At 35.7% G+C, this 24,929-nt stretch carries 26 protein-coding genes; 16 read left to right on the plus strand and 10 right to left on the minus strand.

Annotated features, from left to right (window positions below):
- Positions 1–6: 6 nt before the first annotated feature.
- Positions 7–714, plus strand: a complete 708-nt coding sequence (locus HMPREF2660_RS07570; protein ID WP_013597128.1) for an SAM-dependent methyltransferase — start codon at positions 7–9, stop codon at positions 712–714.
- 80 nt (positions 715–794) lie between these two features.
- Here the strand turns inward: HMPREF2660_RS07570 and HMPREF2660_RS07575 are convergent, their stop codons facing one another.
- The gene (locus HMPREF2660_RS07575) at positions 795–1,472 is read right to left on the minus strand and encodes a SanA/YdcF family protein (protein WP_070486451.1); all 678 of its coding nucleotides are present in this window, start codon (positions 1,470–1,472) and stop codon (positions 795–797) included.
- A gap of 87 nt (positions 1,473–1,559) precedes the next feature.
- On the opposite strand from HMPREF2660_RS07575, the gene HMPREF2660_RS07580 reads away from it, so the two are divergent.
- The 7 genes from HMPREF2660_RS07580 (at position 1,560) to HMPREF2660_RS07610 (ending at position 7,685) form a co-directional block, all read left to right on the plus strand.
- Positions 1,560–2,354 (plus strand): HipA family kinase, encoded by a 795-nt coding sequence (locus HMPREF2660_RS07580; protein WP_013597130.1) that lies wholly within the window; start codon positions 1,560–1,562, stop codon positions 2,352–2,354.
- Complete coding sequence (locus tag HMPREF2660_RS07585) at positions 2,332–2,715, plus strand: DUF3037 domain-containing protein (protein WP_013597131.1); 384 nt, start codon at positions 2,332–2,334, stop codon at positions 2,713–2,715. The genes HMPREF2660_RS07580 and HMPREF2660_RS07585 overlap by 23 nt, the downstream gene beginning before the upstream one ends.
- Before the next feature lie 63 nt (positions 2,716–2,778).
- Positions 2,779–3,105: a single-stranded DNA-binding protein gene (locus HMPREF2660_RS07590; RefSeq protein WP_013597132.1), complete on the plus strand. Its 327-nt coding sequence runs from the start codon at positions 2,779–2,781 to the stop codon at positions 3,103–3,105.
- Positions 3,106–3,249: 144 nt separating this feature from the next.
- Complete coding sequence (locus HMPREF2660_RS07595) at positions 3,250–3,651, plus strand: DUF6146 family protein (protein WP_255356437.1); 402 nt, start codon at positions 3,250–3,252, stop codon at positions 3,649–3,651.
- 30 nt (positions 3,652–3,681) lie between these two features.
- A complete protein-coding gene (gene prfB, locus HMPREF2660_RS07600; RefSeq protein WP_070486454.1) occupies positions 3,682–4,782 on the plus strand; it encodes a peptide chain release factor 2 in 1,101 nt (366 codons plus the stop codon).
- 3 nt (positions 4,783–4,785) lie between these two features.
- Positions 4,786–6,150, plus strand: a complete 1,365-nt coding sequence (trkA, locus tag HMPREF2660_RS07605) for a Trk system potassium transporter TrkA (protein ID WP_013597135.1) — start codon at positions 4,786–4,788, stop codon at positions 6,148–6,150.
- Positions 6,150–7,685, plus strand: a complete 1,536-nt coding sequence (locus HMPREF2660_RS07610; protein WP_070486456.1) for a TrkH family potassium uptake protein — start codon at positions 6,150–6,152, stop codon at positions 7,683–7,685. Before trkA ends, HMPREF2660_RS07610 begins: the two co-directional genes overlap by 1 nt.
- Positions 7,686–7,807: 122 nt before the next feature.
- On the opposite strand, the gene msrA is transcribed toward HMPREF2660_RS07610, so the two are convergent.
- Both msrA and HMPREF2660_RS07620 read right to left on the minus strand, forming a co-directional pair.
- A complete protein-coding gene (msrA, locus tag HMPREF2660_RS07615; RefSeq protein WP_013597137.1) occupies positions 7,808–8,335 on the minus strand; it encodes a peptide-methionine (S)-S-oxide reductase MsrA in 528 nt (175 codons plus the stop codon).
- A gap of 15 nt (positions 8,336–8,350) precedes the next feature.
- Positions 8,351–8,809, minus strand: a complete 459-nt coding sequence (locus HMPREF2660_RS07620) for an Lrp/AsnC family transcriptional regulator (RefSeq protein ID WP_070486458.1) — start codon at positions 8,807–8,809, stop codon at positions 8,351–8,353.
- Between the two features lie 271 nt (positions 8,810–9,080).
- Here HMPREF2660_RS07620 and metK point away from each other — a divergent pair, with 271 nt between their 5' ends.
- The 3 genes from metK to menD all read left to right on the plus strand — a co-directional run bounded on the left by metK (position 9,081) and on the right by menD (position 12,921).
- Positions 9,081–10,340 carry a methionine adenosyltransferase gene (gene metK / locus HMPREF2660_RS07625; RefSeq protein ID WP_013597139.1) on the plus strand — a complete coding sequence of 420 codons (1,260 nt, stop codon included), beginning with the start codon at positions 9,081–9,083 and terminating at the stop codon, positions 10,338–10,340.
- A gap of 78 nt (positions 10,341–10,418) precedes the next feature.
- A complete protein-coding gene (gene fabG / locus HMPREF2660_RS07630) occupies positions 10,419–11,162 on the plus strand; it encodes a 3-oxoacyl-[acyl-carrier-protein] reductase (protein ID WP_070486460.1) in 744 nt (247 codons plus the stop codon).
- A gap of 85 nt (positions 11,163–11,247) precedes the next feature.
- Positions 11,248–12,921 carry a 2-succinyl-5-enolpyruvyl-6-hydroxy-3-cyclohexene-1-carboxylic-acid synthase gene (gene menD / locus HMPREF2660_RS07635; protein WP_070486462.1) on the plus strand — a complete coding sequence of 558 codons (1,674 nt, stop codon included), beginning with the start codon at positions 11,248–11,250 and terminating at the stop codon, positions 12,919–12,921.
- 1 nt (position 12,922) lies between these two features.
- Here menD and HMPREF2660_RS07640 read toward each other — a convergent pair whose 3' ends face one another.
- The 7 genes from HMPREF2660_RS07640 to HMPREF2660_RS07670 form a co-directional block, all read right to left on the minus strand.
- Positions 12,923–13,948 (minus strand): PTS sugar transporter subunit IIC, encoded by a 1,026-nt coding sequence (locus HMPREF2660_RS07640; protein WP_070486464.1) that lies wholly within the window; start codon positions 13,946–13,948, stop codon positions 12,923–12,925.
- A gap of 17 nt (positions 13,949–13,965) precedes the next feature.
- The gene (locus tag HMPREF2660_RS07645; protein WP_070486466.1) at positions 13,966–14,622 is read right to left on the minus strand and encodes an OmpA family protein; all 657 of its coding nucleotides are present in this window, start codon (positions 14,620–14,622) and stop codon (positions 13,966–13,968) included.
- Positions 14,623–14,646: 24 nt separating this feature from the next.
- Positions 14,647–15,951: a 30S ribosomal protein S12 methylthiotransferase RimO gene (gene rimO, locus HMPREF2660_RS07650; RefSeq protein ID WP_070486468.1), complete on the minus strand. Its 1,305-nt coding sequence runs from the start codon at positions 15,949–15,951 to the stop codon at positions 14,647–14,649.
- Between the two features lie 58 nt (positions 15,952–16,009).
- Complete coding sequence (locus HMPREF2660_RS07655; RefSeq protein WP_070486470.1) at positions 16,010–17,044, minus strand: glycosyltransferase family 2 protein; 1,035 nt, start codon at positions 17,042–17,044, stop codon at positions 16,010–16,012.
- A complete protein-coding gene (locus tag HMPREF2660_RS07660) occupies positions 17,044–17,493 on the minus strand; it encodes a DUF2750 domain-containing protein (RefSeq protein ID WP_013597146.1) in 450 nt (149 codons plus the stop codon). The genes HMPREF2660_RS07655 and HMPREF2660_RS07660 overlap by 1 nt, the downstream gene beginning before the upstream one ends.
- Positions 17,494–17,496: 3 nt before the next feature.
- Positions 17,497–18,633 carry a THUMP domain-containing class I SAM-dependent RNA methyltransferase gene (locus HMPREF2660_RS07665; protein ID WP_070486472.1) on the minus strand — a complete coding sequence of 379 codons (1,137 nt, stop codon included), beginning with the start codon at positions 18,631–18,633 and terminating at the stop codon, positions 17,497–17,499.
- Between the two features lie 131 nt (positions 18,634–18,764).
- Positions 18,765–19,250 carry a ribonuclease H-like YkuK family protein gene (locus HMPREF2660_RS07670; protein ID WP_070486474.1) on the minus strand — a complete coding sequence of 162 codons (486 nt, stop codon included), beginning with the start codon at positions 19,248–19,250 and terminating at the stop codon, positions 18,765–18,767.
- Positions 19,251–19,537: 287 nt separating this feature from the next.
- Between HMPREF2660_RS07670 and HMPREF2660_RS07675 the strand changes: the two genes are divergently transcribed.
- The 5 genes from HMPREF2660_RS07675 (at position 19,538) to purB (ending at position 24,874) form a co-directional block, all read left to right on the plus strand.
- Positions 19,538–20,296, plus strand: coding sequence for a GLUG motif-containing protein (locus HMPREF2660_RS07675; RefSeq protein ID WP_070486476.1), 759 nt, complete (start codon positions 19,538–19,540; stop codon positions 20,294–20,296).
- Positions 20,233–20,985 (plus strand): T9SS type A sorting domain-containing protein, encoded by a 753-nt coding sequence (locus tag HMPREF2660_RS07680; RefSeq protein ID WP_083299091.1) that lies wholly within the window; start codon positions 20,233–20,235, stop codon positions 20,983–20,985. The genes HMPREF2660_RS07675 and HMPREF2660_RS07680 overlap by 64 nt, the downstream gene beginning before the upstream one ends.
- Positions 20,986–21,210: 225 nt before the next feature.
- On the plus strand, positions 21,211–22,500 hold the full coding sequence (locus HMPREF2660_RS07685; RefSeq protein WP_013597149.1) for an adenylosuccinate synthase: 1,290 nt from the start codon (positions 21,211–21,213) through the stop codon (positions 22,498–22,500).
- Positions 22,501–22,548: 48 nt separating this feature from the next.
- Positions 22,549–23,403: a fructosamine kinase family protein gene (locus HMPREF2660_RS07690; RefSeq protein WP_070486480.1), complete on the plus strand. Its 855-nt coding sequence runs from the start codon at positions 22,549–22,551 to the stop codon at positions 23,401–23,403.
- A gap of 40 nt (positions 23,404–23,443) precedes the next feature.
- On the plus strand, positions 23,444–24,874 hold the full coding sequence (gene purB / locus HMPREF2660_RS07695; RefSeq protein ID WP_070486482.1) for an adenylosuccinate lyase: 1,431 nt from the start codon (positions 23,444–23,446) through the stop codon (positions 24,872–24,874).
- The last annotated feature ends 55 nt before the right edge of the window (positions 24,875–24,929 follow it).

Genomic DNA, 24,929 nt, shown 5'->3' on the forward strand with positions numbered 1-24,929 from the left:
GAAATCATGAATCAACCCAAATTATATTTAATTCCTAACCTTTTGGGCGAGGCTTCACCCGAAGCATCACTACCGATGCACAACACAGAAGTTGTAGAGGCGTTAAATTTATTTGTGGTTGAAAATGAAAAATCTGCTCGAAAATTCATAAAAAAAATTTGCCCCAATAAATCACAGTCATCTCTAGAAATACATATTCTCGATAAACATACCGAAGGCGAAGATTTATTGGCGATATATCGATTACTTAATCGAAAAGAAAGCATTGGGATTATTTCCGAAGCTGGTTTACCCGCCGTAGCCGACCCTGGATCGTTATTGGTGAAACAAGCACATAAGGTTAATTTCCCAGTCGTCCCCTTGGTTGGTCCATCCTCTATTCTACTGGCTTTGATGGCATCTGGTATGAATGGACAATCGTTTGCATTTCATGGCTATTTACCAATAGACAAGAACGAAAGAAAGAAAAAATTACAGCATTTAGAGAAAGAAAGTGCCTTGCACGGAACGGCACAGATTTTTATGGAAACCCCTTATAGAAATCAACAATTAATTAGCGATGTGATAAAATTCTTAAATGGTAATACACTTTTTTGTGTAGCTTGCGATCTTACCTTAACTTCAGAGTATATTTCGACTCGATTGGTAAAAAATTGGAAAAATCATCAAGAACATTTTCATAAACGTCCAGCTATTTTCATCCTACAAGCATAATAAATTGAGTTCTGTATCTCACTTATCCTACAGGAAGATAAAATGCAAACTCTAAAATATTTATCTCTCTAGAATTTGATCTACAACACTAAAGGTTTTCTTTCTTTGATAACGTAAGGTGGTACCCTATTGAAAGAAACATCCATAATTGCCTTAACATTAGAAACCAATTCTCGTGCGCGATCTTTGTGTAAATCGGTATAAGTATGAAAATCTGCAGGGTAACCTGTACAAGAAATATTGAGCATTCGACCAATAAAAAGTGTACGACTCAAATGATATTCTTGAGTGACAAATATCGGATTTTTGATGCCGTAAATATATTTAGTACGATAAACGGTAGAATAGGTATCCAAAGCTGCACCATCGACAAGAATTTTCTCTACCGGCACTCCTCTCTCTACACAATATTTTTCCATTACATCGACCTCAGAAAGCTTATTTCTTAACGATTCACCCGACAAAAGAAGATAATCTACTTTATTTGACTTAAACAATTGAATACCTGCATCCAGACGATCTTTTAATAAATCAGACGGTTCACCATTTTTATTGAATCGTGTTCCTAAAACAACAGCCACTCGGGCATCGTCACCCAACTCATTGACCTGAGAAGAGACATAGGGCTTGGCAAACAACACGATTAAATAATTTATCCCAACCAGAAAAAACATCCCCACAACTGATAAGATAAAAACAGTTTTGAGATATGTATTGGATAAGATTTCTTGAATGTTATGGGTAATTTTAGTAATCATTCTCTTAATTTGGTAATTTTGGCTATTCAAAAATGATTCCTATATAAGAGTTACTTTATTAAAGTTATCATAAAATAACTAAAAGAAATGAAAACACCAATAGAATTACGAACGGTAAATGTAGAACGCTATATTACCCCTTTACGAGAAGGTGGCTCGTTACCTGCGTTGGCCGATGCAGATGATGGGTTCAAATATGTGTTGAAGTTCAAAGGAGCAGGACATGGACCGCGAATGTTGATTTCGGAATTGTTGGGAGGCGAAATTGCTCGGTATTTAGGGCTTCCAGTTCCAGAGCTGGTTTTTGCCGAACTCGACGAAGCCTTCGGCCGCACAGAAGCTGACGAAGAAATTCAAGATTTACTAAAATTCAGTCAAGGCCTAAACTTAGGATTGCATTATTTATCAGGATCGATTACCTATGATCCAAGTGTAAATCTAATAAAAGAAGACTTGGCTAGTAGAATTGTTTGGTTAGACGCTTATATCACGAATGTTGACCGCACTTTCCGCAACACCAATTTATTGATGTGGAACAAAGAATTATGGTTAATCGACCATGGTGCCTCTTTTTATTTTCACCATTCATGGTACGGATGGGAAGAGCATGCACTAAGCAAATTCGAACAAATAAAGGACCATGTATTATTAAAACAAGCATCTGATTTAGAAAGAATTGACCATGAATTTTCGAGTAAATTATCTCCAGAAGTAATCGACAAAATTGTAGATTTATTGCCTTATGAATGGTTAGAAACAAGCGATGATGAAAAAAGCAAAGAAGAAATGAAAACCGTTTATAAAGACTTCTTGAAGATCCGTTTAGCCCATACGTCTAATTTTGTAAAACATGCTATCGATGTCAGACAATCACTTATATGAGTATGCAATCCTACGAATAGTTCCCAAGGTAGAAAGAGAAGAATTTGTAAATGTTGGGGTTATTGTTTTCTGTAAAAAAGCAGATTTTCTAGAAGTTAGAATACAGCTAAATCGTGATAGAATCAATGCATTTTCACATGAATTAGACTTGGATGAAGTAGAAAAAAACCTAGAAGCAATCAGAAAAGTCGGACATGGTGAATGCAAAGAAAGTGCAATTGCCCAAATGGAAAAACCCGAACGTTTTCGTTGGCTAACGGCCGTTAGGAGCTCATCTTTGCAAACCTCTCGCCCACATGTTGGATTAACCAAAGATCTCGCCCAACAACTCATCGAATTAGAAAAAGAATATCTTTCATAAAACATTGATTTTTGTTATTTTATTTCTTATATTAGACAAACAATAACCATTTTTTTTATCGCCATGAAAAGTCTAAGAAACAAAGTCCAGTTAATTGGCCATGTAGGCAACACCCCAGAAGTGAAGCAAATGGCTAATAATCGAAAAATGGCTAAATTTAGTTTAGCAACCAACGATTCTTATACCAATCAACAAGGAGAAAAAATCACCCAAACCGAATGGCATTCACTCGTTGTTTGGGGGAAATTGGCCGAAGTTGTAGAACAACATGTTACAAAAGGTAAAGAGTTGGTGATCGAAGGTAAGTTAACTTATAATAGTTACGAAGATGCTAACGGTGTAAAAAGAACAAATGCAGAAATCATCGTTCATGAGTTACTACTTTTGTAATTTTACTCTAAAACGAGAATTCAGTTCGAGAAAATCGAACTGAATTCTCGTTTAAATCTCCCAGCATTACTGAAAATCATTTTTTAGCATTCTTTTTGCCATCCTACCAAAAAAGACTATTTTTAATAATAAAATACATTTGGTATGATGAAAAAATTATTAATCTTTCTATTATTCAGCTATTGCCTATTAGCATGCTCAACCAATAACTATCTTACAGAAAACAATACAAAAAATAATCGCTTGGCTCTCGAACCAAATGATGATGGAGAATACGATATAATCGTTTTTGATCCAGAATACGAAACCTACTTACGCAGCATCGCTATGCCGAAGAATTATTATTCTATCACTTTCTATAAAAATAAAAACACGTACTATGTGGATTCGTGGAACCATCGCCATGCACAACCCCATGCCTACAATCCAAACTTGTATGCAGTCCACATCGATTACGACTCTAATGTCGACTATGGTCTATTACTTGAGTATAAACTCTACAATTTTTTCAGATTTATAGAATGGAAATATAAAGTGCGTTTATAAAAAACAGAAAGATTTTATACCTTTGTCGTTATGTTTAATATCGACCAGTACAAAGATATCCAAAAAAGAATACAAGCTCTCTATACCTATTTAGAGATCGAACAAAAAAGAATTCAGGTAACCAATGACGAGGAAAAAACAGCTTCGCCAGATTTTTGGGATGATCCAAAAAAAGCGGAGATGTTTATGAAAGAATTACGATCTATAAAGAAGTGGATAGAAGATTACGAATCTGTAGAGCAAGCGGCTAATGACTTGGAAGTCCTAATTGAGTTTAACAAAGAAGGAGAAGTGAGCGATGAAGAAGTTCAGGAGCATTATTCCAAAACTATTAAACTATTAGAAAATATCGAATTCAAAAACATGCTCTCGGATGAAGGAGATAATTTGGGTGCGATTCTACAAATCACTGCCGGAGCTGGTGGTACAGAATCTTGCGACTGGGCAAGTATGTTGATGCGTATGTATTTGATGTGGGCTGAAAGTCATGGATATAAAGTTCGCGAACTCAACTTTCAGGCTGGCGATGTTGCAGGTGTAAAAACAGTAACACTGGAAATTGATGGAGAATTTGCTTTCGGATGGTTGAAAGGCGAAAATGGTGTACATCGCTTGGTGCGTATTTCGCCGTTTGATAGTAATGCAAAACGACACACAAGTTTTGTATCGGTATATGTCTCACCGATGGTAGATGAGACAATAGAGATAGATATCAATCCTGCCGATATAGAAATGCAAACTTCTCGTTCGGGAGGTGCTGGTGGACAGAATGTAAACAAAGTGGAAACCAAAGTCCAACTAACTCACAAGCCAACTGGGATTGTGGTGATATGTCAGATAGAACGTTCTCAGCTTGCCAACAGAGAACGAGCCATGGAAATGTTGAAATCTGAACTCTACAAAATAGAACTCGACAAAAAAATGGCTGCTAGAAATGAAATAGAATCTAATAAAATGAAGATTGAATGGGGTTCTCAGATAAGAAACTATGTGATGCATCCCTACAAATTGGTGAAAGATGTCCGTACCGGGACCGAAACCGGAAACGTAGATGCTGTAATGAACGGTGATATCGATCAATTTCTGAAATCATACCTCATGTTGATGGGACAAAAACACGAAAACGAATAGATCATGAAAATCATTATTGGTGGTGCTGGTGAGGTTGGCTTTCATTTGGCAAAATTATTATCAAATGAAATGCTTGATATCATCGTGATGGACACCGATAAAGAACGTTTGTCCCATATAGAAAACTCATTAGATGTAATGACGTACAGAGGAGATATCACCTCTTTCAAATCTTTGCGAGAAGTAAACGTAGAGAGTGCAGACATGTTTATCTCAGTAAGCCAACTCCAAAACACCAACCTTACAAGTGCATTGATTGCCAAAAAAATGGGTACCAAACGTACAATAGCACGCATAAGCAATCCAGAATACTTATTGCGTGAGAATCAATTAGCTGTTCAGCGTTTTGGGATTGACGCACTCATTAGCCCAGAATTATTAGCTGCTAATGAAATCAAAAGCCTTATAGAGCAATCTGCATTCAATGAAATGCATTCGTTTGATGGAGGGCGAATAAATTTATTCGGTACAATCCTTGATCACGATTGTAAAATCATCAACAAAAAATACAAAGATGTTTATCTCACTTCAAAAGGAGGAACAGAAAGGCTTTTCATGCCCATTGCGATCATTCGTTACAATCCGAAATCGGGTTACGAAACCTTGATTCCGACCGATGAAACTGTATTCGAAAACAATGATCAAGTATATTTTATTTCTAAGAATTATGCAACATTAGAATTGTATAAACTTTTGGGTAAAAAACAAGATTATTTTCACAACGTCATTCTACTAGGTGGAGGAAGTATCGGCAAGAAAACTGCTAGACTTCTCAAAGCTGATAAACACAATGTGAAAATTATAGAAAAAAATAGAGATCGAGCTTTCGATCTGGCTGATGAATTCAACAACATTCTTATAATACATGGCGATGGAAGTGATGGAGATTTACTAGAAGATGAAGGAATTTCTGAAGCAGACGCTTTTATTGCTGTAACAGGTTCGTCAGAAACCAACATCATGTCTTGTCTTTTTGCGAAATCAAAAGGTGTTAGAAAAACCATCGCTTTGGTAGAAAATATAGATTATATTCATCTAAGTCAAGAGATAGGCATCAGTGCTTTTATTAATAAAAAACTCCTTACTGCAGACGGAATTTTCCGTTACGTTCGTCAAGGTCAAGTTTTGGATGTTTTTGGTATTTCTGATTTGGATGCAGAAGTTTTAGAATTCAAAATCAAAGAGCATTCAATGGCCATCAATAAAACCGTAGGCGAATTGAATATTAAAGATGAAGCTGTTATCGGTGGCATAGTTAGGAAAGGTGAAGCCATCATTCCGACAACCGACTTTGTTTTGGAGAAAGGTGACCGTGTTATTATCTTTTCTTTTCCAAGCGCCCTAAAACGCGTAACTCGTTACTTCTAATGAAATCATTCAATTTCAAAATCGTTTTCCACCTTAGTGGAATTCTTCTTTTACTCAACACCTTCTTTATGCTACTTTGCTCGGTATTGAGTTTAATTTGGAAAGATGACCTTTCGTTCAGTTTTCTAATTTCTGGCCTAATAACAGGGAGCATTGGCGGTTTCATGTATATATCTGGTAAAAAAGCATCGCGCACCGTTCGCAAAAGAGAAGGATATTTGGTCGTCTCTTTTGGTTGGGTGATTTTGATTCTTACTGGAGTGTTACCTTATTATTTTTCTGAATCTTACCTCCCACTTTCTGTTTATTATTCCAACGATATAACTACCATTAACCTTTTCTACGAAACTGTCTCTGGTTACACAGCAACCGGCACAACGATTTTTCAGAATATAGACTATCTACCCAAAACAATACTATTCTGGAGAAGTCTTACACATTGGATCGGTGGGATGGGAATTATCGTTTTGACTATTGCCATCATGCCTTTTTTAGGTATTGGCGGAATGCAACTGTTCTCAGCCGAGTATACCGGAAACGTCTCGCCCGACAAAATACACCCAAGAATCGCTGATACTGCCAAAAACCTTTGGCTTATCTACATCGTACTCACCTTTGCAGAAACTATTTTGCTCTATTTTGCCGGAATGAATTTTTTTGATGCAATCAACCACTCATTTAGCACCATGTCTGCTGGTGGTTTTTCTACCAAAGACAATAGCATTGCATACTGGCGAAACAACGAATTGATACAATATATACTCACTTTTTTCATGGCTCTTTCGGGTACTAATTTCGTTATTCTTTACTTCTTATCTCGACTAAAGTGGAAGAAAGCTTGGCAAAATGAAGAGTTTAAAAGTTACCTTGCAATCATCTTGATTATCTCAGCTATCATCTCTATAGTATATTATTTTCATTATTACAAAGAAGATTCTTTTAATTTTGATAATTTAGAAAATGCATTTCGATTTTCTATTTTTCACACTACATCTATTTTATCAACCACCGGTTTTATTTTTACCGATTATACAACCATTACACCTTTGGTTACTTTACTCTTGTTTTCTTTATTTTTTGTAGGAGGATCTGCAGGTTCTACGGCGGGTGGTATAAAAATAATTCGTCAGGTAATTCTACTTAAAAATAGTATTATAGAATACAAAAGAATTCTACACCCTAATGCGGTAATCCCTGTTCGCTATGGAGGTAAAGCAATTTCTCAGAAAATTGTCTATAATATTTTAGCGTTTTTTGTGATGTATATGTTTATTTGGGTTTCGAGTGCAATCCTTTTTTCATTAATCAATGACGACCTAAGTAAAGATTACGAAAGTATTTTATCGAGCCTCACGGTTACAGCCTCTTCCTTAGGAAATGTCGGGCCAGGAATTGGTGTTTACGGGCCAACTTCTAATATGAGTAATCTAACGAACGCTGCTAAACTGTTATGTAACGTATTGATGATTTTAGGACGTTTAGAGATTTTCACATTCGTCATTATCTTCACGCCTTACTTTTGGAAATCAAATTAAAAAAACTTCTATCTAATAAAATTAGATAGAAGTTACTTCAAATTAAGATTTAATTTGGTATATATATATTTAGTTGGTTACTTCTACAATACAAAACCTATACCAAAAACAAATTTTCTTGATTATTTCAACAAATAATGATAGTTATCCAAGAATTTTTTCACTTTTGGGCTCACGACAGCCATGCAATAAGGCTGTGTTGGATTATTTTCGAAGTAGCGCTGATGATATGCTTCGGCAGAATAAAATGTTTCTAGCGGCTCTATTTCGGTAACAAAATTTACATTTTTTTCTTGTTCATAAAATTTCTTAGATTCTTCGGCCTGGTGTTTTTGTTCATCATTCAGATAATAAATCACCGAGCGGTACTGTGTGCCAATATCATTACCTTGCTTGTTGAGCTGCGTAGGATCATGAATTTGCCAAAAAACTTCTAATAAAGTTGCATAGGAAATAATCGATGGATCGAAAATAACTTTTACAACTTCGGCATGCATGGTTTGCCCAGTACAAACCTCCTCGTAGGTAGGATTTTCGCTTAAGCCTCCTGCATAACCAGATATAGCCTCATCCACCCCTTTTAAAAGATTGAAAATATGTTCTACACACCAAAAACATCCACCCCCAAAAATTGCTTCTTCTCTTGTCATTGTCTATACATTTTTTCAGATATAATATTCTAAAGTCTCTTTCAGTTCACTAATTACAAAAGTACTTTGTGTGCTCCCTATGCTTTGTATTTTTGTTAGGCGATTTATCATAAAATCACGATAATCATCCATATTTTCAAAAGCCATTTTAATGATATAATCATAATCGCCACTCACGTGATAACAACTAAGAATCTCTTTCTGCTCTAAAATATCTTTTTCGAATTGTTTGATACTTTCTTGAGAATGCTGCGCAAGTTTTATATGACTCAAAACCAACAATTCTTTGTTAATTTTTTTTCTATCGACTAATGCAACATATTTGTCAATAACTTTATTTTTTTCTAATTTTTTTATTCTTTCATGTATTGCCGTTGAAGATAAATTCAACTTATCGGATAGTTGCTTATAGGTAATTTTACTATCCTGTTGCAAAAAAGTTAAAATTTTTGCATCAATTGTATCTAATTTCATACTAAAAATAGTTTAGTTAAACTATCAGAAATAAATTCTTTTTTTCTTTGAAGATAAAAGTACAGCATTTCATCCGAATAGTATTCATCTATCCAGAAAATTTAGGTACAAAAAACGAAAATCAAAAAAAGCTTTCCCAAAAAGGTAAAAAAACTTATATTTGTAGAAAATTTTACAGGAGGAAGGATTTGTCTGATTGCAACCTCATTAAACAATTGCTAAACCAGAAATCCTTCTCCCTTTTTTATCCAATAAAAAAAATATATAATTTATGTCTTATTTATTTACTTCAGAGTCTGTTTCTGAAGGACATCCAGATAAAATTGCGGATCAAATTTCTGATGCTATTCTTGACAACTACCTCGCTTTGGATAAGCAAAGTAAGGTTGCTTGTGAAACTTTGGTAACCACAGGACAAGTGGTACTGGCCGGAGAAGTGAAAACAAAAGCCTTTATAGACTTACAAAAAATTACCCGACAAACCATCTCTAAAATTGGTTATACCAAAAGTGAGTATATGTTCGATGCAAACTCTTGTGGCATTCTCTCTGCAATCCATGAGCAATCTCCCGAAATTTCGCAAGGTGTAGAGCGCGATTCAGATGAAGAGCAAGGAGCTGGCGACCAAGGAATGATGTTTGGTTATGCCACGAATGAAACCGAAAATTTTATGCCACTAGCATTAGATTTATCGCATAAATTATTAGAAGAGTTAGCCAATATTCGCAAGAATGAATCAGAATTATTACCGTATTTAAGGCCAGACTCAAAGGCACAAGTAACTATAGAATACGATGATAATAATAAGCCAATTCGCATAGATACTATCGTAATTTCTACACAACACGACGACTTTGCGAACGAAAATGCAATGCAAGAAAAAATCAAGAGTGATATAATCAATATATTAATTCCACGCGTAAAAACTCAATTGCCTATTCATATTCGAGATCTTTTCGATGATGATATAACCTACCACATCAATCCTACCGGAAAATTTGTAATCGGTGGTCCACATGGAGACACAGGGCTAACCGGCAGAAAAATCATCGTAGACACCTACGGTGGTAAAGGCGCACATGGTGGAGGAGCTTTTTCTGGAAAAGACCCATCGAAAGTAGACCGTTCTGCTGCTTATGCTGCCCGACACATTGCCAAGAACATGGTTGCCGCAGGAGTTGCCGATGAGGTTTTGGTACAAGTTTCTTATGCTATTGGAGTTGCTGCTCCGGTTTCTCTCTTGGTCAATACCAATGGAACTTCTAAAGTAAATTTAACGGATTCTGAGATTTCTAGAAAAATCCAAACGTTATTTGATATGCGCCCATTTGCTATCGAGCAACGCTTAAAATTACGAAACCCAATATACGAAGAAACAGCAAGTTACGGCCACATGGGTAGAAGCCCGAGAATAGTTACTAAAACCTTTAAAAACACAAATAGTGAGGAAGATTTAACGGTTGAAGTTGAACTTTTCACATGGGAAAAATTAGACTATGTAGAAAAAATCCAGCAGGAATTCAATTTATAATTAAAAAATTTCAAAAGTAAAACCGGCAAATACGTCGGTTTTGTTTATATTAGCCGTTTGTCTTAAATATTGAAGTACATGAAATTACTCGAAGGAAAAGTAGCCATTGTTACTGGAGCAACAAGAGGGATTGGAAAAAGCATCGCCCAAACTTTTGTAGAACATGGTGCAACTGTGATTTTTACCTATGCTTCATCGGTAGAAAAAGCAAGTGCTCTAGAGAAAGAATTAAGAGAGTTAGGAACAATAAAAGGATATCAATCAGATGCAGCAGATTATGATGCCGCACAAGAGTTGGTTGCAGAAGTAATTAATGAATTCGGAAGAATAGACATCGTTGTAAATAATGCAGGAATTACGCGCGACAACCTTTTGATGAGAATGTCTTTAGAAGATTTTGACAAAGTGGTACAAGTCAACCTCAATTCTGCATTTAACCTTACCAAAGCCGCTATTCGCCCTATGATGAAACAACGCAATGGTGTAATTCTCAACATGAGTTCTATCGTAGGGTTAAAAGGAAATGCCGGCCAGGCGAACTATGCAGCTTCTAAGGCTGGATTAATAGGTTTTTCTAAATCTGTTGCCCTCGAACTTGGTTCACGCAATATTCGTTGTAATGTAATTGCACCAGGATTTATAGAAACTGAAATGACCGAAGTTCTGGACGAAAAAACCGTTGAAGAATGGAGAAACGGAATTCCTCTGAAAAGAGGTGGAAAGCCAGAAGATATTGCCAACGCTTGTCTTTTCTTAGCTTCTGATCTAGCAAATTACATTACAGGACAAGTAATCAGTGTAGATGGAGGCTTACACACCTAAAAAAATAAAAGCAAAACGATACAAAGGTTTTGATTTGGTACATTTACCCTTTCAGAACCTTTTACTATTTTAATTTATCTCTATTTTGAAAAAAAAGTCAAACCTACTTAATGTACAACTTGTAGCTGAAACTTTTTTAGCCGCAAATATACAGCATATTGTGTTGTCTCCTGGTTCTAGAAATGGTGCACTGACCATGCAATTTGCCAACGATGATCGTTTTATTACGCATTCGATTATCGATGAGAGATCAGCCGCTTTTGTTGCTTTAGGCATCGCACAAAAATTGAGACAACCAGTAGTAATTTGTTGCACTTCTGGCTCTGCAGCTGCAAATTATTATCCAGCAGTTACTGAAGCTTTTTACCAAAATATACCCCTGATAATCCTTACCGCTGATCGCCCAGAACATTTGGTTGATAATTTTGATGGACAAACGATTAGACAAAAGAATCTATATCAATCTCATAGCTATTACAGTACCCAGTTGAGTGAAAAAGACGATACCGAAACCCTGACCGAAAACATGCTAAAGGTGAAAGATGCTCTTACAAAATCTAAACAATGTATGGGACCTGTACACATCAACATGCCTTTTTCAGAACCATTTTACGGTTCTACAGTCGAGCAACTGATCACTATCGAAACTTTATTAATCCCTGAAAAAGAATTTCCAGAAATAGATATATTTGCCTTATCTAGAAAATGGAATATAGCACAAAAAAAATTGGTTTTGGTCGGATTACATCCTACCGACAAACATTTCAACCAATTGATAAATTCTTTGGCAAACGACCCTTCTGTTGTTGTATTAACAGAGGTAACATCTAATATTCATAACAATTTATTTATCAATAAAATAGACCAAATTATCTACAACTTAAGTTCAGATGAATTAGAAAATTTAAAACCTGAAATTTTATTAACAATCGGTCAAAATGTTGTCTCCAAAAAAATAAAAAATTTTATTCGAAATCATCCACCAAAAGAACATTGGCATTTGGATGAATTTTGGCAACCAGATACTTTTCAGGTTTTAAATGAAAAAATTCTTTTTAATAAAAATCAGTTTCTAGAAGATTTCCTTCCGTACATAAATCCAAAAGGAAGTAATTATTATCATCTTTGGGATAGAATAAGAAAAGAAAAAGAATCTAAACATGAAACATACATAGAAAAAGCTCCATATAGTGATTTAAAGATTTTCGATAAAATAATCAAAACCTTTCCGACCAATAGCAATGTTCATTATGGTAATTCTTCTGTTATCCGTTATGCATTGTTGTTCGACAATCCTAAGTCTTGCTCCTATTTTTGCAATCGAGGAACTAGTGGAATCGATGGCTCTACCTCTACAGCGGTAGGTTGTGCTACAGTAAGCAAAGACTTAACAATTCTAGTCACAGGTGATATTAGTTTTCTATATGATTCTAATGCGTTATGGAATAAAAATCTGCCTAAAAATCTAAGGATCATTTTAATCAACAATGGAGGAGGAAATATATTCCGTTTCATTCCTGGACCAAATGAGACCGATGTTGTAGAAGAATTTTTCGAAACGAAACACCATCTAAAAACCTACGGGTTAGCCGAAACCTTTGGTTTAGATTACTGGCAATTAGACAATGAAAATGAAATAGATAACATTTTAGATATTTTTTATAATCAAGACACAGGACGAGCTAAAATTTTGGAGATTGATACAATGCGTATTAAAAATGCAACTATCCTAAAAGACTATTTTTCTTATTTAGCGTAAATCAAAATATCTTTAAATCTCCTGTTCGTATCCAATTGATTTTTTTCAATATACAATAAATAATATACGCTAAAATTGCGGGTAAGATAAAATGTAATATCGAGATCTTTAAAAGGATTGAAGATGTAGAAAATTCGTTTTTCATTGCATTCCAAGTTCCTATCTGCCCTACTAAACCACAAGTGCCCATACCAGATTCTAAGGCTGTATTTTCCATCAGTAAGACGGTTGTAGCAATCGGACCCAAGATTGCAGCTGAAAGTGTGGGTGGAATCCATATGCGCCAATTTTTATAAATGTTTGGCATTTGCAACATACTTGTACCAAGACCTTGCGCCAAGAAACCCTGAATACCATTCTCTCTGAAACTTATCGTTGCAAAACCGATCATTTGTGCACAACAACCGGCAGTGGCTGCTCCTGCAGCTAAGCCGTCTAATTCGAGCATCAAGCAAAGAGCGGCTGAGGATATAGGTAGCGTTAAGGTCATCCCTACTAAAACAGCAATAACGATTCCCATAAGAATAGGATTAGCATTGGTCGACTGTCCGATAATTTGTCCTAGCCAAAGCATAATTTGCTGAACACTTGGGCCTGCAAACTGGGCAATGAGTATACCAATCAATACTGTAACAATTGGTGTAATAACTATATCGATTCGTGTTTCTTTAGAAATTAACTTACCGCATTCTACTGCAATTATCGAAGATAAAAATACGCCTAATGGACCACCTAACTGATAGGCAGCAACACCGACAACTGCAGAAGAAAACAGAACTAGCTGAGGGGCGCGCAAACTATACGCAATTGCCAATGCAATTGCAGGACCTGTAGCTTGTTGAGCAAATGGCCAAACTACCGTAGACAAAAAATGGACATGGAATTCGTCGCCAAAAGTTTTCAGGATTGTACCTACCAACAAAGTAGCAAATAGACCATAAGCCATTGCTCCCATTGCATCGACAAAATAACGCTTTGCAGAAAACTGTACATCTTTTTTAGCTAAAAATGCCGAAAGCGAATGCATGAAAAACGCTTAAATTTTTATTTTTTGGTAATTCGGATATCGACTCTACGATTTTGCGCTCTACACAAATCGGTATCATTCGCTTCACAAAGAAAATGTTGATCACCGTAACCTTCTGTTGATATTCGGTTTGCAGATATCCCTTTGCTTACCAATGCTTTGGCTACTTCATCAGCACGATTGGTAGAAATTTTTTTATTGATTGCTGCATCGCCAGTATTATCGGTATACCCTCCTATTTTTAGCGTTGCGGTAGGATATGCTTTTAGTATTTTAGCTATATTATCGATTTGGACTAAAGAATTATCTGTAATTACAGACTTGTTGATGTCGAAATAAACTCGATCGAGCGTTATCCAATCCTTGGTTTTATCGATATTAACGCTAAATTTTTGATCATTTAGTTGATTGATTAGTTTCTTTTCTGTCGAGAACTCTCCGATATTTAATGTATCATTATTAGGCAAAATAATATCTGAAATTTCTCCTACAGAATATATATAATTGTTGTTTTCATCTAATGTACCATTGTTATTTACAACAACAACTTCCTCAACAACATCACCAGATGTTTTGGCTACATGATTAGAGGTTGTTTCTGTATCACATTTACAAGACAATAAATAAAAGGAAGTTAGGATAGTTAGACTTAAACTTAAAACTATTTTTTTCATAACAATATAGATTGTTTTTTTAGATTATTCTACTAATTTACCAATTAAATCGAATTCATACGCATCAACTATCTCAACTTGTACGAAATCTCCTATAGACAAATAGACTTCTTCTGCATTGATCAATACTTCGTTGTCCACGTCCGGAGAATCATATTCTGTTCTCCCGACAAAATTATCACCTTCTTTTCGATCTATTAAAACGCGAAATTGTTTACCTATTTTTTCTTGATTCAACTCGTAAGAGATTTGTGTTTGGATTTCCATTATCTCTTCTACACGTTGTTCTTTTACTTCTTGCGGAACATCATCTTCTAGCAGATATGCATGTGTATTTTCTTCGTGTGAATAAGTGAAGCATCCCAATCGATCGAATCGTTGTTCTTTCACCCACTCTTTCATCTCATTAAAATGTTCTTCGGTCTCACCAGGATAACCTACAATAAGTGTTGTTCTAATAGCCATATCGGGAACATATTGTCGAAACTTATCGAGCAAAGCATTGGTTTTTTCTTTGGTGGTTCCGCGTCGCATCGATTTCAGAATATCGGTAGAAATATGTTGCAAAGGTATGTCGAGATAATTACACACTTTTTTCTCTTTTTTAATCACTTCTAAAACATCCTCTGGAAAACCAGACGGAAAAGCGTAGTGCAAACGAATCCATTCGATACCATCTACCTTTACCAATTCTTTAAGTAAATCTGCCAAAGCTCTTCTTTTATAGAGATCTAGGCCATAATACGTAAGATCTTGGGCTATGAGAATTAATTCTTTGGTTCCTTTTTTTGCTAATTTTTTAGCTTCAATTACAAGTTCTTCTATCGGTTTTGAAATGTTTCCTCCACGCATAAGCGGGATAGCACAAAATGAACATGGTCGATCGCATCCTTCTGCAATCTTTAGATATGCGTAATGACGTGGTGTTGTTGTTAAACGTTCACCCACTAACTCGTGCTTATAATCTGCTCCTAAAGCTTTTAGTAACAAAGGTAAATCGCGAGTACCAAAATACTGATCGACATTCGGAATTTCTGCCTCTAAATCTGGTTTATAACGCTCTGAAAGACATCCTGTAACAAACACTTTTTCTACTTCTCCTTGTTCTTTCAGATCGACATACTCTAGAATAGTGTTGATACTTTCTTCTTTGGCGTTATCGATAAATCCACATGTATTGATTACTACGATATCTCCTACTCCTTCGTGCACAACTTCCTTTTTATTGGCTTGTAATTGCCCCATCAAAACTTCGGAGTCATATACATTTTTAGAGCATCCTAAAGTAACAATATTTATTTTCTTTTTCCCGACCGATTTCGTACGCATTGGATTGTTTTTTAAGAATGTGCAAAATTACATAAAATATACATGCAAATCGATAAAATCACTTTAAATAAAAATGTCGAGGAAAGGCTTTTTCTGGCTTTTGCTGAAGGATATTTAATTTGATTTGTGCTTCTAAGAAGCCAAAACCATAGCAATAAAATTGAATTAAGGTTGTGGGTATAGACATTAATCCGACCATAAAACTACCGAAACGTTTTGTAGCAAAAACCAAAATCAAAACAAGATAAAACATCCAAAAAAGTAGTGGTAATAACAAAATTTTTTTCATAAAACCTTGTACGAACAGGGAAGAAAAAGCCAACAGAAATGCAATAATATTCGCTAACAAAAAGACTGCTGGAAACCAAAAACTAATTTTTATATAGTTCGGATGCCGTTGGTTCAGTATGGGTCTTGCAATGCCAAACTGATAAACTTGTTTAGCAAAACTTTTCAGTGTCGATCTTCTTTTGTGCAAAACTTTTGCTTCTAGAAAAAGCCTAGTTTGCAATCCTTTCTCCCAAATTCGCATGCTAAGATCCGGATCTTCTCCTACCCTTAACTTAGAAAATCCATTGGTCAACTCATACGCTTTTCGGCTTATCCCCATATTAAAACTTCTGGGCTGAAAACGATTTACTTGTTTTTTCCCCCCTCGAATCCCTCCTGTTGTAAGGTAGGATGTCATAGAAAATGTTATAGCTTTTTGCAGAATATTAAAACTCTTATCGGCATCATCTGGACCACCAAAAGCATCTACATAGTCTTCGTTAAGCTCTTGATTGACAATAGATAAGTAGTCTTTAGGAACAATCGTATCCGAATCGAGAAATATGAAGTATTCTCCTTTTGCCTGTTGCATTCCATAATTACGGCTCAATCCTGGCCCAGAGTTTTCTTTATAAAGATAGCGAATCGTCAACAGTGTAGAAAAATCATTAGTGATGTATTCTAACGGATTTTTAGAGCCATCATCTACCACCAAAACCTCGAAGTTTTTATAAGTTTGTTTGCTCAAACTTTGTAGTAATTCGATTAATTCGATGGGTCTTTCGTAAACGGCAATTATGATAGAAAAAAAAAGATTTTCCACTATTGGTTAAAATTAGATTCTTCTTTGAATTTTATAATTTCTTGTCTTAATGCTTCTAGTGTTTTAAAGTGTTTTAGAGAAAAGGTTGGATAGTTTTGGATACCATAATTACACATGTCTAACAAAAAATCTACCGGCAATGCTTCTTCCCCTTTGCCTTTTGCATCTAAATTAATTCCTACCAAAACAACTTCTTCGATCATTCCGATTAACCACTGTTCTATATAATCGTTTAACGAAATAGTCTTTATTTTGTGTTGTTGCCATCTTGCATGCTGGGCTTCTTTTGCCTTTTGGGCAGAGCTCCAAAAACAAATTACCTCTAAAGGCGAATCATCTTCATACATAAATGATTCTGAAAATGTTATAGCAAAACCTTCATCAGATTGGAGAATAACAACTTCTTGGTTTTGGAAAACTTCTTGAATAAATAGCTGAATCTCGGTCATGGACTAATCATTTTTCGATTGTTTCTTCGAACCTTCATACATTTCATATTGTAGAAAATCGCATTCTAATTTTCCATTAAAAATTTTGTATTTTTTAGAAGGACGCAAACCAACATATTTTTTTGCCTCGAGATCTGATGTTATAAACCAAGCTAAGGTATTGGGATAAAACTTTTTCAATTGATCGCCTATTTGCTTATAAAAAATCTGATTATCATTTTCTATTCGCTCATCATATGGCGGGTTGAAGACCAATAAAACTGGGAAAAGCTCTTTTCTGGATGTAAAAAAATCTTGATGTTTCACCTCTATAAGATCAACCAAATCGGCAGAAATAATGTTTTGTTCTGCAATTTTCACCATCATCGGACTATTGTCGTAACCTACAATTTTATAGTCAAATGGTTTAATCCGGTTAATTCTCGAGTTTCTAATTGATGTAAAGAGTGTTTCATCATAATCTTTCCAGTTCTGAAAAGCAAAGTGTTTTCGGTGCAATTGTGCCGGAATTTCGCTTGCCACCATCGCTGCTTCTATCAGCATTGTTCCCGAGCCACACATCGGATCTAGGAAGTTTCCTTTCCCGTCCCAACCAGCTATTTTTAGTAAACCTGCTGCTAAAACTTCATTGATTGGTGCTGGACCAGTTTCTGTTCGGTATCCTCTTTTATGTAATGATTCTCCACTGCTATCGAGTGAAAGTGTTACTTTATCATGACTTATATGCAAATTGAATCTAATATCGGCATTGTAGCGGTCTACGCTTGGGCGTTTCCCATATTTATTGGTAAATCGATCGGCAATGGCATCTTTCACTTTCAGGGCTGCATAGTGTGAATGACGAAAATAATCTGAATTTACTGTTGTATTGATAACAAAAGTTTGATCTACTTGTAGGTAATTTTCCCAATGAAATTTTAATAGTCTCTGGTAGAGTTGATCATCATTTTTTACAGAAAAATTCATGATTGGTTTTAAGATTCTTAGAGCAGTTCTTAAACTATAATTAGCTTTATAAAGAAATCCAAGATCTCCATAAAACTCTACCATACGGTTACGGATTTGCACATCTCGCCCTCCGATGCTTTTTATTTCTTGTGCCAAAACTTCTTCAAAACCAAAAAAAGTTTTCGCCATCATTTTAAAATCTTCCAATCGATTATTTTTTTACAAAAATAAGGAAGATTGTAGAGTGCACAAGAATTTCTATAAATTATCGTTGTTTTACTAACATCTTCATCTTCATTCGCTTCCTAACACATTACAGTTATTTAGGCAACCCAATCAGCGCAAGATGAGCTTGCAAAAGCATAAGGTTTGGCGATGAATTTGTACCCCATCCCCAAAACGTACCCCATAGCTTCTTTCAGTACCATACTAGATTTATGGTCTTCTTCAGAGTTTATATCGGCATGGACCTCCAAATCTATACGATACAAATCTAGAATAGAATACACATTGTACGTTACCTCTACCGATCTTACTACTTCGTTGAGAAGACGTTCTTTCAGAGTAATTTTTTCTTTCACTCGTTCGGTGTGTAAAAAAGCAAAAGCTCCTTTTCCTTTTCTCACCACTACAATAGCCGTAGCATAATTCACTTCATTACCATACACATGAGAGTCCGAACCTATGCAGACTTTCAGCTCATGACCGGCAGATAGTTCTCGACAAATTGCATCTTCTAACAAATCTTTGATTGATTCGGAATAAGTAACCCCATTAAGGTTTTTCCAAGTTTTATACTTCTCCTCCATAACAAAATATTTTGTTTATTTAAAGATAAAACTCTTTATAAATTAAGCTGTTACGAAATTGATAAGATTTTGTAAATATAAAAACGGATGGTTTTGATGAAACTTTTTCTAATTGTCAACTAAGCCCGAGTATAAAATTCTAAAATAACTTCTAATTATTGAATAAATCTCACATTAAAGTCCATCGACGAATATACATATCGATTATTATTCAGAAATAATTGATTTTATAATCGGATAATCAATTTAAAATTCGTTTTCTTTGTTTGCACAAAACAAATACAAATATGAAAAAAACTCTATTAACTCTCTTTGCTATAGCTTCTTTTTTTATAGGAAATGCACAAGACAATCAGAAATTTGCACCAAACGTGTACAAATCAACAACAACAGACAAAACATTCGTAGTAAAAAAAGATTTACCAAGCAGTAATTGGCACGATAACGCTGATGTTAGCTGGTATACCGATGCCCAAACATCCTTCGAAATTAACTCAGCAGAACAATTGGCCGGATTGGCAAAGCTGGTAATGAACGGAAAAACTTTTGAAGGTAAAACAATCACCCTAACACAAGACATAGATTTAGCTTCTCACCTTTGGACACCGATTGGTTACTCTGCCACACAAGCTTTTTCGGGTACTTTCGATGGAGGAAATCACACTGTAAAAAATATAAAAGTAGTTCGTGATAAAGGCGATTTTATAGGCTTCTTTGGACAAGTTTATAATGGACATTTAAAAAACACCAACGTAGAAAATGTCTACCTTAGAGGGCGAGATACCATGGGTGGTTTCGTCGGGAACCTCTCAACAAACAGTACCGCTGAGAATTGCCATGTAAAGAATGTCGATATTGTAGCTACTGGCTATAATGCAGGCGGATTTGCAGGCGGATTATTAACAGATTCTTCTATCCATAATTGTTCGTCAGATGGCGTCATTAGCGGCGTTAACCAAATTGGTGGATTTGTTGGTACCCCATGGGACAACACTATAATCACCGAATCTTTTGCAACAGGAAAGTCTCTGGCGACTATATCATAGGAGGTTTTGCAGGTTTTAGCACCATGGCTTTTGCTCCAAACCGAATCAATACTATAAAAAACTCTTATGCAATAGTCGATGTAAATGCTACATTAGAACGTGCAGGAGGCTTTGTCGGTTCACCACAATTTAATATGCATATAGAAAATGTTTATGCTGTCGGCAAGGTAACATCACCACTCCATGCAGGTGCATTTGCAGGATTAGTTGGCCAGGTACAAATTAATAAATCTTACTATAATGAAGATTTGAATGATCTGAATGCATATGCTGATTTCGAATACGGAGAAACGCCGATCGATATTCAAGGAAAAAATACAACTTTCATGAAATCTCAATCAATGGTGGATCTTCTTAATCAAAACAGTGAAGAACTTTGGACAATTTCACAAAACATCAACAACGGCTATCCTTATCTAAAAGCACAAGGAAATATGGCCAATCACAACTATGCAACCCAACCAAAAGTGAAAGTTTATCCAAGCATCACAACCAACTTGATAATGATTGAAGCAGACGTTGTTATCTCTAATTATCAAATAGTTGATACTTCGGGTAGAAAAGTAATGCAAAACAGCGTTCAGACAAAAAGAACAAAAGTTCAGGTAAATCATTTACCAAAGGGAACTTATTTTTTATTATTAGAAACCGAAGAAGGCAAGTTAACATCAAAATTCATCAAAAAATAATCAATTTTCAGCCTGCTAATGCAGGCTTTATTTAACTATTCTTTGCAGGTTTCTTTCTAACAAAATCCTTGGAAAAGGAAAAAACAATAAAAAAATCTTCTCGAACATAGAGCGTTGAAATAGATGTTTCTGTATTTTTATAAAAACTTATGATAAATAATTGGAAGAGCTTTAACATTAACTTAAATTTGCAGTTAACAAACAAAACATTTTAACAAGTCATACATGTCAACAAATGTAGTGGTCGGCCTTCAGTGGGGCGACGAAGGAAAAGGAAAAATCACTGATGTTTTAGCCGAGAAATCAGACTATGTTGTTCGTTACCAAGGCGGTAACAATGCAGGTCATACGGTTTATGTAGGTGATGATAAATTTGTTTTGCATCTTTTACCATCGGGTGTTTTACAATGCAAGGGTAAATGTATTATTGCCAACGGGGTCGTAGTCAACCCTGAAGCTTTTTTCAATGAAATTGAAAAATTAGAAGCCAGAGGTCAACGTACCGATCATGTTTTCATTAGCCGTAGAGCACATATCATAATGCCTTATCATGTTCTTTTAGACGAGTATCGAGAAGAGTTTGCTGGCAAAGATTTACAAATCGGCACCACCAAACGAGGCATTGGGCCTTGTTATGAAGACAAAGTTGCACGTGTCGGAATCCGTGCGATTGATTTATTAAACCCGGAGGTTCTAAAAGCAAAAATAGAAGAAAATCTTTTGGTAAAGAATGCCCTTTTCGAAAAGCTATTCGAGAAAGAACCATTAAAATTAGAAGACATCTATCAGAAATATTTAGATTACGGTCAACGACTGAAAGAACGCATAATAGATTCTGAGTTAGAAATCAACAAAGGGATCGACGAAGGAAAATCAGTTCTGTTTGAAGGAGCTCAAGCATTAATGCTCGATATCGATTTTGGCACCTATCCGTATGTTACTTCTTCATCACCAACAACAGGAGGAGTTTGTGTGGGAGCTGGCGTACCTCCGACAAAACTAAAAAACCTGATTGGGGTTTCTAAAGCATACTGTACACGTGTAGGTAACGGACCATTCCCGACAGAATTACACGATGAACTTGGTGAGCAAATCAGACAAATTGGGTTTGAGTTTGGTGCATCAACCGGAAGACCTCGTAGAACTGGTTGGCTAGATTTGGTTGCTCTACGTCACGCCTGTATGATCAATGGAATTACTCATCTAGTGATTACCAAACTAGACGTGTTAACCGGCATAGATAAAATAAAAGTATGTACAGCATACAAAACCGAGGACGGAAAAATAATCGACTACTTCACCTCTTCTACCACAAAACTCGAGCTATACGAAGCACAGTACGAAGAGTTAGAAGGTTGGACAGAGGATATATCAAAAATCAGTACGTTCGATGAATTACCAAAAACGGCTCAAGATTATATTCATTTTATCGAAAATTATTTAGGGATAGAGGTTTATCTGGTTTCGGTGGGGCCAGAAAGGTCACAAAATATTATTCGTACGACCTTATTTTAAATTATATAAAAAGTCTGATGATTCATCAGGCTTTTATTGTTTTCCTATATGAATGAAGTTTTAAAAAAAGTTGCTTTATCGAAATTAAAATTCGACGAAGCTACACCTATAAAGGGAGGAGATATCAACGATGCATTCCGCTTAGAATGCGACGGGAAACCTTTTTTCCTAAAATTAAACGTTGCCGATAATCTTCCAGAACTATTTCGCAAAGAAGCCGACAACCTAAACTTCCTCTCACATATCGACCAACTTATTCTTCCCAATGTCATAGATTATGGAGTTTCACAAGACAATTTTCAGTTTCTAATTCTAGAATGGCTCGAGAAAAAAACTCCTACCGAAAAATCGTGGATTCATTTAGCCAATAACATGGTAAAGCTTCATCGCACTCACCAAGAAAATTTTGGATGGACAGAAGACACGTATTGCGCAATTGTGCTTCAACCCAATATTTCATCTACCCAATGGGAAGAATTTTTTAGTGAAAATAGAATTCTTCCAATGGCAAAACTGTTACGCGACAAAAACCTTATCGGAAGACGAGAAAGCCAACAACTTGATAAATATTGCAAACAAATCAATTCTTTTTTTCCGATCGAGCAACCTTCTCTTTTGCATGGTGATTTTTGGTCGGGCAATATCCTACCAATCGACAATGACCAAATCGCGTTGATTGATCCTTCTTCATACTTTGGACATCGAGAAATAGATATGGCGATGAGTAAACTTTTTGGTGGATTCGATCAGCAATTCTACCACAGCTATCAAGAGATTTATCCGCTAGAAGAAACTTGGCAAGAACGCTTACCCTACACCCAACTCTATCCGCTTATGTTGCACGCGTTGCTATTCGAAGGATATTATTTGGATGAAGTGCAATCAATCTTGAAAAAACTTTAATCAAAAAAATATCAAACAAAAACTTTAAAAACAACATCAAATGAACAAATATCAAAACCCATTAGAGAGCCGTTATGCAAGCGATGAAATGTTGTATAACTTCTCACCCGATAAAAAATTTACCACTTGGCGAAAACTTTGGATCGCTTTGGCCGAAATAGAAAAAGAGTTAGGTTTGGATATTTCACAAGAGCAAATAGACGAGTTAAAAGCCAATGAAACCAATATCGATTACGAAGTTGCCGCTGCTTATGAAAAAAAATTCCGTCATGATGTAATGGCCCACGTACATGCATACGGTGATGTAGCGCCGATAGCAAAAGGAATCATTCACCTTGGGGCAACTTCTGCTTTTGTAGGAGACAACACCGACTTGATTCAGATTCGAGATGGTTTCGAGCTGGTAAAAAAACAGCTCGTGAACGTAATAAATGGATTAGCTAAATTTGCCGATACCTATAAAAATTTACCAACTTTAGGATTCACTCATTACCAACCCGCTCAATTAACCACGGTAGGTAAACGTGCTACGCTTTGGTTACAATCGGTTTTGCTCGATATGGAAGAGTTAGAATTCAGAATCGAAACGTTACGTTTTCGAGGTGTGAAGGGAACCACTGGGACGGCTGCATCTTTCAAAGAGTTATTCAATGGTGATTATGAAAAAATAAAAATCTTAGACAAAAAACTTTCTGAACGTTTCGGCTTCAAAAATGTATTTGCTGTGTCTGGACAAACTTACGATCGAAAAGTAGATGCGTACGCATTAGAAGTTCTAGCAAATATTGCTCAATCTGCTCATAAATTCACCAATGATTTGCGTTTGTTGCAAAACTTAAAAGAAATAGAAGAACCGTTCGAAAAGAACCAAATAGGCTCTTCGGCAATGGCCTACAAAAGAAATCCGATGCGTTCTGAACGTATAGCTTCTTTGGCCAAATTTGTGATTTCTTTGGCTTCTTCTCCGCAGATGGTGGCTGCTACACAATGGTTCGAGCGAACATTAGACGATTCTGCAAACAAACGTTTATCGATCCCACAAGCTTTCTTGGCTATAGATTCTATTCTTTTGATTTGGAACAATATTTTAGAAGGGTTGGTGGTATATCCGAAAAGTATCGAACGCAGAATCCAAGAAGAATTACCCTTCATGGCGACCGAATATATTATTATGGAGGGTGTGAAACAAGGAGGCGACCGCCAAGAGCTGCATGAAATTATCCGTACACACTCGATGGAAGCTGCTAAACAAGTAAAAATGGAAGGAAAATCGAATGATTTGATTGAGCGTTTATTGAAAGATGAAAACATGAAAATGGACGAACAAAAAATCAAAGAAATTATGGATCCAATGAATTTCATTGGTTTTGCACCAGAACAAACCGAAGATTTCTTGAAAATCGAAGTTCAACCGATTCTTGATAAATACAAGGATCTTTTAGGAAACCTCAATACAGACCTAAAAGTTTAAGACAAAATACATTCAATAAAAAATCCCGCTTTTCGTCTTGATTAGCGGGATTTAT

Source organism: Weeksella sp. HMSC059D05 (assembly GCF_001809725.1).
In the GTDB taxonomy this organism is placed as follows: Bacteria; Bacteroidota; Bacteroidia; order Flavobacteriales; family Weeksellaceae; genus Weeksella; species Weeksella virosa.